Source organism: Streptomyces sp. GQ60 (genome assembly GCF_059758875.1).
In genome coordinates this window covers 16,450-29,200 of sequence record NZ_JCAXEG010000021.1, presented here as the reverse complement: position 1 = coordinate 29,200, position 12,751 = coordinate 16,450, and the positions used below count along the sequence as shown (strand labels likewise).

The 12,751-nt window shown below is 70.8% G+C and carries 10 protein-coding genes; 4 read left to right on the top strand and 6 right to left on the bottom strand.

The features are described 5' to 3' along the window. Window positions 1–11: 11 nt before the first annotated feature. The 5 genes from AC6CKD_RS33120 to AC6CKD_RS33100 form a co-directional block, all read right to left on the bottom strand. On the bottom strand, window positions 12–845 hold the full coding sequence (locus AC6CKD_RS33120; protein ID WP_498332505.1) for an SDR family oxidoreductase: 834 nt from the start codon (window positions 843–845) through the stop codon (window positions 12–14). A gap of 70 nt (window positions 846–915) precedes the next feature. Next, on the bottom strand, window positions 916–1,383 hold the full coding sequence (locus AC6CKD_RS33115; RefSeq protein ID WP_498332554.1) for a GNAT family N-acetyltransferase: 468 nt from the start codon (window positions 1,381–1,383) through the stop codon (window positions 916–918). 65 nt (window positions 1,384–1,448) lie between these two features. Further along, window positions 1,449–2,771, bottom strand: coding sequence for a UDP-glucose dehydrogenase family protein (locus tag AC6CKD_RS33110; protein WP_498332504.1), 1,323 nt, complete (start codon window positions 2,769–2,771; stop codon window positions 1,449–1,451). A gap of 94 nt (window positions 2,772–2,865) precedes the next feature. Then, window positions 2,866–4,098, bottom strand: a complete 1,233-nt coding sequence (locus tag AC6CKD_RS33105) for a hypothetical protein (protein ID WP_498332503.1) — start codon at window positions 4,096–4,098, stop codon at window positions 2,866–2,868. 63 nt (window positions 4,099–4,161) lie between these two features. Next, a complete protein-coding gene (locus AC6CKD_RS33100; protein ID WP_498332502.1) occupies window positions 4,162–5,448 on the bottom strand; it encodes an aminotransferase class III-fold pyridoxal phosphate-dependent enzyme in 1,287 nt (428 codons plus the stop codon). Window positions 5,449–5,673: 225 nt separating this feature from the next. Here AC6CKD_RS33100 and AC6CKD_RS33095 point away from each other — a divergent pair, with 225 nt between their 5' ends. From AC6CKD_RS33095 to AC6CKD_RS33085, 3 genes are all read left to right on the top strand, one after another. Continuing rightward, window positions 5,674–7,050 (top strand): helix-turn-helix domain-containing protein, encoded by a 1,377-nt coding sequence (locus tag AC6CKD_RS33095; protein ID WP_498332501.1) that lies wholly within the window; start codon window positions 5,674–5,676, stop codon window positions 7,048–7,050. A 400-nt stretch (window positions 7,051–7,450) separates the two neighbouring features. Then, a complete protein-coding gene (locus AC6CKD_RS33090; protein ID WP_498332500.1) occupies window positions 7,451–10,909 on the top strand; it encodes a DNA polymerase III subunit alpha in 3,459 nt (1,152 codons plus the stop codon). 5 nt (window positions 10,910–10,914) lie between these two features. Next, window positions 10,915–11,916, top strand: a complete 1,002-nt coding sequence (locus AC6CKD_RS33085; protein WP_498332499.1) for a DNA polymerase Y family protein — start codon at window positions 10,915–10,917, stop codon at window positions 11,914–11,916. 9 nt (window positions 11,917–11,925) lie between these two features. On the opposite strand, the gene AC6CKD_RS33080 is transcribed toward AC6CKD_RS33085, so the two are convergent. Continuing rightward, on the bottom strand, window positions 11,926–12,462 hold the full coding sequence (locus tag AC6CKD_RS33080) for a hypothetical protein (protein ID WP_498332498.1): 537 nt from the start codon (window positions 12,460–12,462) through the stop codon (window positions 11,926–11,928). Between AC6CKD_RS33080 and AC6CKD_RS33075 the strand changes: the two genes are divergently transcribed. After that, a complete protein-coding gene (locus tag AC6CKD_RS33075) occupies window positions 12,463–12,615 on the top strand; it encodes a hypothetical protein (RefSeq protein WP_498332497.1) in 153 nt (50 codons plus the stop codon). Window positions 12,616–12,751: the final 136 nt, after the last annotated feature.

Below are 12,751 nucleotides of genomic sequence, written 5' to 3'. Positions count from 1 at the left end.
GGCCCGTCGGGTCAGGTGGCGAATCCGGGCCGTAGGAATTCCCGGGCGCCGCGCAGGGTGGTGCGTAGACCTTGCTGGGTGGCCCGGCTGTCGAGGCGTACGTCGAGGGCGCCCGGGAGTGTGCTTTCGGCCCGGAGGCCGGTGGGGAGCTGGGTGGCGTCGAGCCCGTCCCGCTCGGCGATGAGAACGCCCAGCTCGTGGCGGCTCACGGCGTCGGGGCCGGCGAGGTGGTGGATGCCGGTCGCGTCGGCGGCGGCCAGTTCCAGGAGGGCGGCGGCCAGGTCGGTGACGTGGACGGGGCAGCGGACGTCGTCGGTGAACAGGACACCGTCGCGCAGGCCGGCGGCGAGTTGGTGCACGATCCTCTCGTGCACGGACCGCCCGTGGCCGATGATCAGTGATGTCCGGGCGACCGTGGCCTTCGGGTGCAAGGCGAGGACGCCGGTCTCGGCTGCGGCCTTGGCCGCGCCGTAGGGGGTGACGGGGTCGGGGAGGCTGGACTCGTCGTAGTGCACGTCCGCGCCGGAGAAGATCGCGTCGCTGGATACGTGGACTATGCGGGTGCCGTACTTCGCTGCGGCCATCGCGAGCCGGACGGGGCCTTCCGCCGTGGTCGGCCAGTGCGCCGATCCGCTCGACACGTTGAGAACGACCTCCGGGCGGACCTCGGAAAGGATGGTGTCCAGACTTCCGGAGTCCCGCAGATCCAGGCGGCGCCACGCGGTGGGGGAGGCGGAGCCGGGCTTCGTCGCGTACGTCGCGACGGTCGAATGCCCCGCTGTGCTCGCCTGCCGGATCAGCTCGGTCCCGAGGAAACCGCTGCCGCCAACGATCAGAAATGTCATCGCGCCACCGTAGACCGCTCCCACAATGGTGAAGGCGGTCACCCAGAACTTCGGGTGACCGCCTTCACCGTCAGCGAGCCGGTGGCGGCTGCCAGACGTAGCGGACATCCGGCTCGCGCTCGTCGTTGCGCAAGCCGTCCGTCCGCTCGACCGCGATGAAGCCGTGCCGCTCGTAGAACCGGTGCGCCGCGGTGTTCACCTGGAACGTCCACAGCGTCAGCCCGTCCGGCTGCTGCGCTTTGGCCAAGGACATGAACCGATCGCCGAGTCCCCGCCCGCGCCACGTGGGGTCGAGGTAGAGCTGCTTCAGCTCTTCCCCGTTGAGCACCATGAGCCCCACCACGCTGTTGCCGGTGACCGCGACCCAGGTCTCGTACCGCGGCACGAGGACGCGCGCGAACCAGTCGCGTACCTCGGCTTCTTCGTGCGCGCAGCGCACGGTCGGTAGCGCGGCGGCGAAGGAACGCAGCCAGACATCAGCCGCAGGGCGCGCGTCGGAGTCCTCGGCACGGCGGAGTGCAACGTCGTCACTGGTAATGGCAGGGCACCTCCGGCATTGCGGACTGTGGGGCAGTGGTGCGGTGGATCTCTTCGACGCGGGCTCTACTTCCCGGGGCGTCCCAGCTGGTGAATGGCCCAGCCGGCCGCCCGCCAGGGCTCGGGGTCCAGGGTGGTGCGGCAGTCGACGAGCAGCGGGTCGGCGGCGAGGGCGACGAGGGCGTGGGGGTCGGCCTGTTGGTACTCCGGCCACTCGGTGGCCAGGACGACGAGGTGGGTGCCTTCGACGGATTCGGCGAGGTTGTCGGTGTAGTCCAGTTCGGGGTTGCGGGTCATGGCGGTGGCCATGGCCTGCGGGTCGTGGACGGTGACGTTGCCGCCGGCCTGCTGGAGGGCGTGGGCGAGGGCGAGCGCCGGGCTTTCGCGGACGTCGTTGGTGCCGGGCTTGAACGCGGCCCCCCACACAGTGATGTTGGCGTTCTCGACCGGATGCCCGCACAAGGCCTCGCGGATGAGGTCCATGGCGACGTCGGTGCGGGACTCGTTGATCTCCTCGGCTGCGCGCAGGAGGGTGGCTGCCCGGTCGGCGCCGAGCTGGCGGGCGGAGGCGGTGAAGGCGCGGACGTCCTTGGGCAGGCAGCCGCCGCCGTAGCCGATGCCGGGCCGCATGCCGCCGCTGCCGATCCTCGGGTCGATGCCGAGGATCTCCACGATCTGGGTGACATCGCCGCCTGCGGCCTGGCACATGTCGGCGACGGCGTTGATGTAGCTGATCTTCAAGGCGAGGAAGGTGTTCGCCGCGCCCTTGGCGAGCTCGGCGGTCTGCGGGTCGGTGACGAAGATGGGTACACCGGCGTCGAGGATGGGGGCGTAGACGGCGCGGATCGCCTTCTCCGCTTCCAAGGTGGTGAGGCCGGCGATGAGCCGATCGGGGCGCAGCGTGTCCTCGACAGCGTGTCCCTCGCGGAGGAACTCCGGGTTCCACACCACCTCCACCGCAGTGCCGGCGGGGGCGAGGCGCTGAGCGAGGGCGGTGACCTGGACGGTGGTGCCGACGGTGACCGTGCTCTTCCCGACGATCGTGCATGGCTGGGTCAGGTGCGGGGCGAGCTGGCGGATCGCTCCGAAGACCTGCCCGGTGTCGTAGGAGCGGCCGTCCGCGTCGATCGGGGTGCCGACACCGATGAAGTGCAGCTCGGCGAAGTCGGCCGCCTCGCGGATGTCGGTGGTGAATCGCAGGCGTCCGCTCGTGGTGTGGGCCGCGAGGAGTTCGGGGAGGCCGGTCTCGTAGATGGGGCACTGGCCGGAGTTGAGCCGGTCGACCTTGGCCTGGTCGACGTCCACCCCGATGACCTCATGACCCAGTTCGGCCATCGCGGCCGCGTGCGGGATGCCGAGGTGTCCGCAGCCGATTACTGAAACGCGCATTCCTTGACTCTCATCCTGAAAGGGGCCCGTGCGGGGGCCGGGGAACGAGCCCAGAGGCTAGCGCCGTTCCCCGACCCCTTCTTTCGCGCGCTGGTCACGCGGGGTTCAGCATCCGCTCCAGTCCGCTGATCGCGTCGGCGGCGGTCTGCCGTACGACGACGTCGCCGGTCTGCGGTGCCTCCAGCGGGTAGGCGAACCAGGAACCGTCCGGACGGCGGAATCCCTCCGGGTCGACGAGGAACACCTTCAGGCCGGCCGCGCGGGCCCGCTTGGCCACCCACCGCCGGTCCGCGTGCAGCCCGATCACGACCAAGGCCTTCGCGGCGGGGTGGAGGGTGAGCGTCGGGATCCGCTGGTCGTAGCGGCGCATGAACTGCTCCTCGAACCCGGCGCGGGCGCCGAGCGCGTCGAAGTTGTTCGTGATGAACGGACCGACCAGGTGCCCGGCCTCCTCCATCCTCTTGAGCGCGTGCAGGGCCGGGGTGACCTCCGCGTCGAAGCACGCCCGGTACATCTCCGACAGCTCGCAGACCTTCTCCTCGGTGTCGAGGAACATCTCCGCGAGCAGCGGATCCCTCCCCGGTGCGAGGATGAAGGTGAAGCCCTTGCCGAGCTGCTCGTCCTCGATCTCGTTGACGTGGTACATCTCGTGGAGCCGGTGCAGCGGCGGAACCCCAGCCTCGTAGGACACGCCGCAGCCGACCTCCACCTGGAACGGCAGGAAGTCCGTGAGCTGTGCCAGATCGTCGGCGTAGAGCGGCTGTCCGGGGGTGTCCTTGACCCGGACGCCGTGGGTCAGGACCTCCCAGGGCCGACGCCGGACGGCGCGGGGCGGGAAGCAGTTGACGGAGGTGAAGACGGTGTCGATGACCTCGTAGTCGGCCGGGAGCCGGCGGCCGGCCCGCAGGTCCTCCGGGTGCTGCTCCATGCGGATCAGGTGGACGCGCAGGTCACCCAGCTCGAACCGGCCCGCCCCGACGTGCTTCCAGCCTCCTTCGGACAGCATCGCGTGGTTCTCCTCCCACGACACCTCGATCTCGGCCAGCGGGGCCGCAACCGAGTGGTACAGGTACAGCTGCGTCATAGCGAGGGCCGGCGCCGCCGTGGTGTCGACGATGCCGTACTGGTGCTGGTAGTGGACGATGCGGCGGCGCGCGTCGCCCTCGCCGGTCCAGCCGGAGTTCTCGGCGGTCTCCTCCTGCTGGTTGCGCCGCCAGACGCCCTCCTCCTCGAAGCGGGGCCGGTCGGCGCTCACCCCGTAGAAGTCGTTCCACCTACGGATCTGGGTCTCATCGAGCTGGTCGATGACCGTGACGGGAAACTGCATGACGTGTCCTCGATCTCCGAGTCGAAACGGTCCGCCCCCCATGCGCGGGGTCGGCGGGGCGGGCTAGCTGAAGGCGGCCACCGCGTCGGTGAGCGCGGTGATCAGGAAGTCGACGTCGTCGTCGCTGGCGTTCAGCGGGGGAGCGACGACAAGGCCCTCGCTACGCGGCTCACCGGCGCCGGTGAAGGGGTAGAAGAAGACGCCGCGCCGCTCGCATTCCTCCATCAGCGGCCAGAGCAGGCCCGGGGCGACCTCGACCCCGTACAGGTGGCCGACGCCCCGGACCTCACGCACCGGCGCCTGGTCGGTCAGGGAGCAGAGCGAGGCTCCGAGGCGGTCGCCGCGAGCGGTGAAGGCGGCGAAGTCCATGGCCTCAAGGTCGTCCAGGACTCCGAGGCAGGCCGCCGCCTGAAGGGGGTGGGTGGCCATGGTGCCCATCGCGGGCAGCGGGTCCACGTCCTTGTGCCGCAGCAGTGGCGCGAGCTCCGGTGATACCAGCACCGCGCCGACCCCGGTGTAGCCGGCGCCCAGGCCCTTGGACAGGATGACCAGGTCAGGCTCGCACCCGTCCCAGTAATCACTCGCCAGCGGAGTGCCGGTGCGCCACAGCCCGGTCAGGACCTCGTCGTGGATGACCAGGACATCCCGCTCCCGGCAGATCTCCGACACCCGCCGCAGGTAGCCGTCCGGGGGCACGAAGGCGCCGCCCGTGGTCCCGTTGATCGGCTCGATCAGCACCGCGGCGACGTTCTGCGCGCCCCTGCCGTCGATCGCGAGCGCCACCTCCTCGGCGCACGAGACGTCACACCCGCGACCTTCGTGGGTGTGGCCGTGGGCCGGCGGGTAGGGCGCGGGGAAGGCGGGGCCCAGGCCGTAGCGGTCTTCGGGGCGGGGGTTGCGGATCTGGTTGCCCGCGACCCCGAGGGTGAACACGCTGTTGCCGTGGTAGCTCAGGCTGGACGTCAGGATGTCCCCGCGCGCCTTCTTGTCGCGGACGCGGACGATGTTGCGGGCCAGGCCCACCGCGACCTCGACGCCGAGCGTCCCGCACGTGGTCAGCGCGACGGAGTCCTCCGGCCGGCCCACCGCGCGGCACAGGCGGTCCATCAGTTCCATCTGGATGTGGGGCTGGACGACGGCGGCCCCGCCGAACGAGTAGCGGGAGAACTGCTTCTCGATGCGGGCGAAGACCGCCCGGCTGCCCTGCCCGACGTTCACGCAGAGCAGTCCGCTCGATCCGTCGAAGACCCGGCGGCCGTCGGCGAGGTGAAGCCAGGGCCCGTTCGAGCCCACGGCTTCGAAGTCCGGCATGGGCCTGGACGAGGTCAGCAGACGGTCGCGATGCTGCAAGTACCGATCCACGGAGAAGTCCCTTCTTGGGAGTGCTCACAGGGGTGGGGGAGTGCGCGGTGTTGGTGGACCGCGGCAAGTCCAAGACCACCGCACCCGAACGCGGTACAACAGTCAGTAGCCATAGGGCTGCAAGGAGTTTGCAACTTGTGCAAAGACGGACGGCCGCGTGTGAGCCCCGGCTCCTGAGGGGGCACGCAGCCTCGGCTACACCGGGATGGGGTTATGGGTGCTGTTCGAAAGTCACAGGTGACACCCGGCGAGGTGGTCCGGGCAGCTCGCAGAGTTCAGGGAATGAGCCTGGCCAAGCTCGGGGCGCTGACCGGCTACTCGGCGGCCCAGGTATCCCGTCTGGAGCGCGGTGAGTCCAAGGCGGCCATGACGGATGTCTCCGTGCTGCAGAGGTTCGCCCGCGCGCTCGACATCCCACCGCAGGACCTCGGCCTCGCACCGGCCCCGGACGCAGATCCGGATCCACTCAGTCAGCGAACCGGTCCGTATCCCCGCCTTCCCGCCCCTACTCTGGGAAGCCCAGGGCGCGAGGACGGAGAGGACCCGGTGCGCACGCGAAGGCAACTGCTCGCGAACCTGGCGGTCACCGCGGCGGCCGCCATGGGCGCCCCCCTCGCCGGAGCTGCCCCGGCCAAGACCGAAGAGGCACAGCTCGGAGAAACGCTCACCGCAGGGCTGCGCGACGCGATGCTGGGACTGGACCACACAGCCCCCGACACGCCCCCGGACCTCCTCGCGGCAGAACTGCACCGGGCCACGGCCGACTTCAACAACTGCGCGTACTCCAGCCTCGCCCTACGGCTCCCACGCCTGATCTGTGCCGGACACAGGTCCACCGGGAGCGGCGATACCTTCCCCGTGCTGGCACAGGCCTACCTCCTGGCCACGCGCATCCTCATCAAGCTCGACGAGCCGCAACTCGGCTGGATGGCAGCCGACCGTGCCCGCCAGTTCGCCACCGCCGGCGGGACGCCGCTCGCGGTCGCGGAAGCGGCCCGCCAGCAGGCCGTCCTCGCCCGCAAGGCCGGCTGGCACGACCAGGCCCTGACCCTCGCCCTAAACGCCGCCGACGACCCGGCCCTGCGCGAACTCGGCAACGCCGGGACCGCCCAGCGAGGCCTGCTCGTCCAGTGCGCCGCCTACACCGTCGCCCACCAACGCGACCAAACAGGCATGCGCGAGCTCACCGCTCAGGCCACCGCTATCGCCAAGACCCTCGGCTCTGTCACCCACCTCCGCGACACCAACGGCGGATTCAGCTGGGCCACCGTCCAACTCCACCTCATCTCGGCCGAGAACACCGCCGGAGACCCCTCCGCCGCCATCGCCGCCGCCGACGCCCTCGCACCCCAAGCCCTCCCCACCACGGAACGCCGCGCGCTCTACTTCACCGACCGCGCCAAGGCCTTCGCCCAATGGGGCCGACGCGACGAATGCATCCGCGCCCTCCTCCAAGCCGAGTACTGGGCCCCACAGGAAACCCACGCCCGCCCCGCCGTGAAATCCCTCGTCTCCGGCCTGCTGCTCTCCGGACGCACCACACCCGAACTCCGAGGCATCGCCGCGCGCACCGGAGTGCTGCACGGCTAGCTGAACCCGAACCCGTCCTCGCGCACGTGACCGCCAAGGCGAGGTTCGTCGCCGGGAGTGCAGCCACCATTGCCCTTCCGGCCTGGCGGTGCCGGGGTACGGCCCCCGTCGCGGCCTCTGAATGGCCAGGGCCGCACCCCGTACTACGAACGTACCCGCAGCCCTGCCTGTGGGATTCCGCTCGAAACCCAGGTCGGACCCGCCCTACGAGAGCCGCTTCCCATCCACCAGCTCTCACTCCGGCTGCCGGTGTTTTCGCAGATCAGGGTGAGCCCCACGTCTCATCAGTGTCGTACCCCGACTGGAGTATCCGATTCGCTTTTTCGAACAAGTGCTCGATATCTTGGAAGGGAGAGATTCGGCCAGCGTCGGCTGAAAGGTCGACGATCGGAGGTGGGCCGTGAAGGATGGCGTCCACCTGCACGTCGCGTCCGGCTACTCGGCACGCTACGGCGCCTCGCATCCCGCTGACCTGGTGCGACGGGCCGCTGAGCGGGGCATCGGCACGCTCGCGCTCACCGACCGCGACACGGTCGCTGGCGCCGTCCGGTTCGCGAAAGCGGCCGCGTCGGCCGGGGTCCGCCCCGTCTTCGGGGTTGACGTCGCGGTGGAGCCCATGCCGACGCCGGGTCCTGCCGCCGCCGCTCGAACGCGGACGCCGGCGCGGGGCGGTGCACACGTGGTCGAACCGGTTCTGCGGGTGACGCTGCTGGCGCAGCACGCTGTGGGGTGGGCGCGGCTGTGCCGTCTGGTGTCCGCCGCGCACGCGGGTGCGGCGGGCGGTCCGCCGGTGGTGTCATGGGCGACGCTCGCCGAGTACGCGGGGGACGGCCTGACGGTGCTGCTCGGGCCGATGTCGGAGCCGGTGCGTGCGCTCACGGATGGGCGGCCGGACCGGGCCGAGCGGCTGATCGCGCCCTGGCGCGAGGTCGTCGGGGAGAACCTGAGGCTGGAGTGCGTGTGGTGGGGGCTGCCCGGTGCGGGAGCCGGCTCGCTGCGGCTGGCCGCGCGCACCCTTGGTCTGGCCGACCAGCTCGGCGTTCGCGCGGTGCTGACCAACGCCGTCCGCTACGCCGACCCGGCCCAGCACAAGATCGCCGATGTGCTGGACTCGGCCCGGCTGCTGCGTCCCATCGACCGGCGGCGCTTGGACTGCGGGGAGCGCTGGCTGAAGGATCCGGCCGCGATGCGGGCGGTCGCGGAGCGGATCGTGGAGGCCAGTGGCGGCGGGCAGGGCCGGGCGGCCGCGCTGCTTGCGGAGACCGCCCTGACCGGCGAGGCCTGCGTCATCGACCCTGTCGTAGACCTCGGGCTCGGACGGCCGCACTTCCCCGAACCTCCGGTGGTCGGGGCCGGCCCGGCCGCCGGGGACGCGATGCGGCTGCTGCGACAGCGGTGTGAGGCCGGGATGAGCGCCCGGGGCCTGGACCGCGACGAGCGGGCCCTCGCGCAGCTGGAGTACGAACTTGGCGTTCTCGGACGCATGGGTTACGAGGGGTACGTGCTGGCGGTCGCGCAGGTCGTCGCCGACGTCCGCGCGATGGGCATCCGTGTCGCCGCCCGGGGCTCCGGCGCCGGGTCCATGGTCAACCACGCGCTGTTCATCGCCACGGCGAACCCGTTGGAACACCGGCTGCTGTTCGAACGGTTCCTGTCCGAGCGGCGGACCTCGCTGCCCGACATCGACCTCGACGTGGAGTCGGCCCGCCGACTGGAGGTGTACGACCGGATCTTCGAGAGGTTCGGACCGGAGCGGGTCGCGGTCACCGGCATGCCCGAGACCTACCGCGGCCGCCAGGCCCTGCGCGATACCGGGCTCGCTCTCGGCATCCGTCCCCAGACCGTGGACCGGATCGCCAAGAGCTTCCCCCACATCCGGGCCTGCGACATCCGCAGCGCACTCGCCGAACTTCCCGAACTCAAGGTGCTTGCCGCTGAGGCGGCCGAGTTCGGCCCGCTGTGGGAGCTCGCCGAAGGCCTGGACGCTCTGCCGCGTGGCTATGCGATGCACCCGTGCGGCGTGATCATCTCCAACAACACGCTGCTGGACCGGCTGCCGGTGCAGCCGACCCCTGGCGGCTATCCCATGGTTCAGGCGGACAAAGTCGACGTCGAGGACCTCGGCCTGGTCAAGCTGGACGTCCTGGGCGTGCGGATGCAGTCGGCGATGGCGCACGCCGTCGGGGAGATCCGCCGTACCACCGGCCGTCAGCTTGACCTCGACAGCCCCGACCACGTCGACCTCGGTGACGAGGCGACCTTCGAGCTGATCCGCAGCGGCAACGTGCTGGGCTGCTTCCAAATTGAGTCAAGTGGGCAGCAGGACTTGATCTCACGTCTCCAGCCCCGTCACATGCAGGACGTCATCGCCGACATCTCGCTTTTCCGGCCGGGACCGGTGGCCGGGGGAATGCCAGCACGGTTCATCGCCGCACGTCACGGCATCGAGCAGCCCCACTACCCGCACCCAGACCTGGTTCCGATCATGGACGACACGTACGGGGTCGTCATCTGGCACGAGCAGATCATGCAGATCCTCTCCACGATGACGGGCTGCGACCTCGCCGCCGGCGACGTCGCCCGCCGAGCCCTCGCCGACCCCGCACGTCTCCCCAGAGTCGAGGCGTGGTTCCGCGAGGCCTCCGGCGCACACGGGTACAGCACCTCGGTGGTCGACGAGGTCTGGAACGTCGTCAAGGAGTTCGGGGCCTACGGATTCTGCAGAAGCCATGCGGTGGCGTTCGCGGTCCCGGCGGTGCAGTCGGCCTGGCTCAAGACGCACCACCCGGCCGCCTTCTACGCCGGTGTCTTCGAGCACGACCCGGGCATGTGGCCGATGCGCGTCCTGGCCTCAGACGCACGCCGCAACGGCGTGCCCGTGCTCCCCGTCGACGTGAACGCCTCCCGGCCCGAGCACAGCGTCGAGCGCACCAACACAGGCTGGGGGGTGAGGCTCGCGCTGGCCACGGTGCGCGGGATCAGCGAGACCGAGACCGCCCGAATCGCGGCCGGCCAGCCCTACACCAGCCTCCAGGACCTGTGGCAGCGCGCCCGCCCCAGCCTGCCCTTGGCCCAACGCCTCATCCAGATCGGCGCTCTCGGCCCGCTCCAAGGGGAAGCGAGCCGCCGCGATCTCCTGCTGCAGGCAACCGAGCTGCACCGCCACTTCCGCCAGCCCACTACCGACGGCCAGCTCCCGCTCGGCGAGGAACTCGTCACGGCGGGTGCGAGCGGGCTGCCCGAGATGACCCGCCGCGAGGCCCTGTCCGCCGAACTCGACGTGCTGTCCATCGACGTCACCCACCACCTCATGGACCACCACCACCGGCTCCTGCGCGAGCTCGGCGCCACCGACGCCAAACACCTCCAAGCCCTCCACGCCGGGCAGCGCGTCCTGGTCGCGGGCGTCCGCGCATCCACCCAGACCCCGCCCATCCCCAGCGGGAAGCGCGTCATCTTCGTCACCCTCGAAGACGGATCAGGCCTCGTCGACCTGGCGTTCTTCGAGGACTCCCACGACGCCTGTGCCCACACGATCTTCCAGTCCGGGCTGCTCCTGGTCCGCGGCACCGTCGAGCGCCGCGGCAGCAGGCGCACCGTCGTCGGCGCGATGGCCTGGAACCTGGAAGACGTCGCGCTCGCCCGCCGCGACCACGGTCCGCAGGCAGCCCTCGACCTCCTCGGCCACACCACACCCGCACCCACCCCAGCCCAGAACACCGGCCCGCGCCACGGCCGCACCCTGCCCGACGGCACTGCGGGGGCTCGCCTTCACGCCTTCGCTGATCTCCAGACCGCCGGGACCAGGTCGGCAGATCTGCGGCGTCTAGGGCACCGCAGTCCCGGGTCGGCGGGGTGATCGCGATGACCACCACAGACCGGAGCATCCTCCACATCCACCTGCACGGCCTTACCCCCGCCGACACCGACCGCTACGAGCAGGTCCTCGCACTGCTGCGGGACATCACCCCAGCCGTCCAGGCCCTGCCGCCCGATGCCGTCGTCATCGACATCACCGGCGCCCGCCGCTATTTCGACCAGAGCACCGAAGGCCTCGCCCACCTCGTACGCCTACGCATCACTGCCCACACGGGACTCCACACCACGATCGGAGCGGGCCCCAACCGCGCCCTGGCCGCGATGGCCGCCGCCGTCACCCCGCCCGGTGAACTGCGCACGATCCCCGACGATCCCGCCGCGATCCGTGCCTTCCTGCGGCCCCGCCCGGTAGGCCTGCTCCTCGGGGTCGGGCCGGCCACCGCCAAAACCCTGGCCCTCCACGGCCTGCACACCATCGGCAACCTCGCCGACGTTCCCCTGCTCACCCTCCAACGCCTTCTCGGTATCGCCCTTGGACGAGCCCTCCACGAAGCCGCCCACGGCCACGACCCTCGGCCCGTCCGCGCCGAACCGATCGCCCAGTCCATCAGCGCCGAGCACCGCTTCACCGCCGACGAACTCGACCCTGTCGAGCACCACCGCGCCCTCCTCACGCTGACCGGGCACCTCGGCGCCATCCTGCGCGCTGACCGCAAGGCTGCGTCAGCCGTGGCCCTGACCGTGCGCTACGCGGACGGCTCCACCACCACCCGCAGCCGCACCCTCCCCGAAGCCACCGCCCACACCTTCCTCCTCACCCGCACTGCCTACGACCTGTACGCCACGCTCTCCCTGCAACGCGCGCGCGTACGAGCGATCTCCCTGCGAGCCCAGGGCCTGCGTGCGGCCGACGAGGCGCCGCGCCAGCTCACCTTCGACCCCGACGTCGACAAGTTGCTGGCCATCGAGGCCGTCGCGGACCGGGCCCGAAACCGCTACGGGGATGGCGCAATCAAGCCCGCTAGCCTGGCGCACGCAGCGCGCTGAACCTCTTGGTCACCTGTATGTGCCGTGGCAGAGCTGGGTGATGGCCGGACTCGTGACCCCGTGCGAGGAGCGGCACAGTTCGGCCATGGAGACACGCCCCGGAGCCGGGACCGCAGCCGGGCGGGAGCGCTGAGGAACCGTGGGCTTCGACGTCCGCACCTTGCGCGGCTTCGCCTTCACTTTGGTCTTCACCTTGGCTTTCGAGGCCGGGCGCTGCGGGCTGGACTGCTTCGCTTTCACCGGCTTCCGTACCGTCCGCGCTCCCGTGCCCGATCCGTCGGTCTTCGTCGTGCGGGGCTGTTCCCGGCGAGGCGGTACGGCCGACGGGCTCTCCTCGGGCGCGATCACCACGGCAGGAGCGGGCGGCCGACTGCCGGGCAACGGCGTCAGCGGCAGCGCCCCACCGGTCTCCCGCTGGGAAGCGGGGGCCGGGACCGAGACGTTCGGGCGGTCCTGCGGGGGCTTGTTGTCGACGGGGGCGACGGAGACGCATCCCGCCGTGGCCAGGAGGACAGCGAGGAGCAGGGGAAGGGTCCGGCGGTTCACATGATCACTGTCGCGTACACCGGACACGGCACCGCCGAAGCCACGCCCGGGCCTGCGGCCCGCGACGGACGCGAACAGCGGCACATCGTCGCCATGACGGAAGACCGCCTGCCCGCTCAGGCGGTGGCCCGGGTGGGCAGGGCGCCGGGGTGAGCCACATCGGGCAGTCGCAGTGGATTCGCTGCCGGGGTCGTGGGCTGGTGCCTACGATCGGGAGTATGGCTTTAGAGCGGGAAGTTCGGTTCCGGTCCCTGGACGGTACGGCGCTTACGGGAACGGTGAGGGCGCC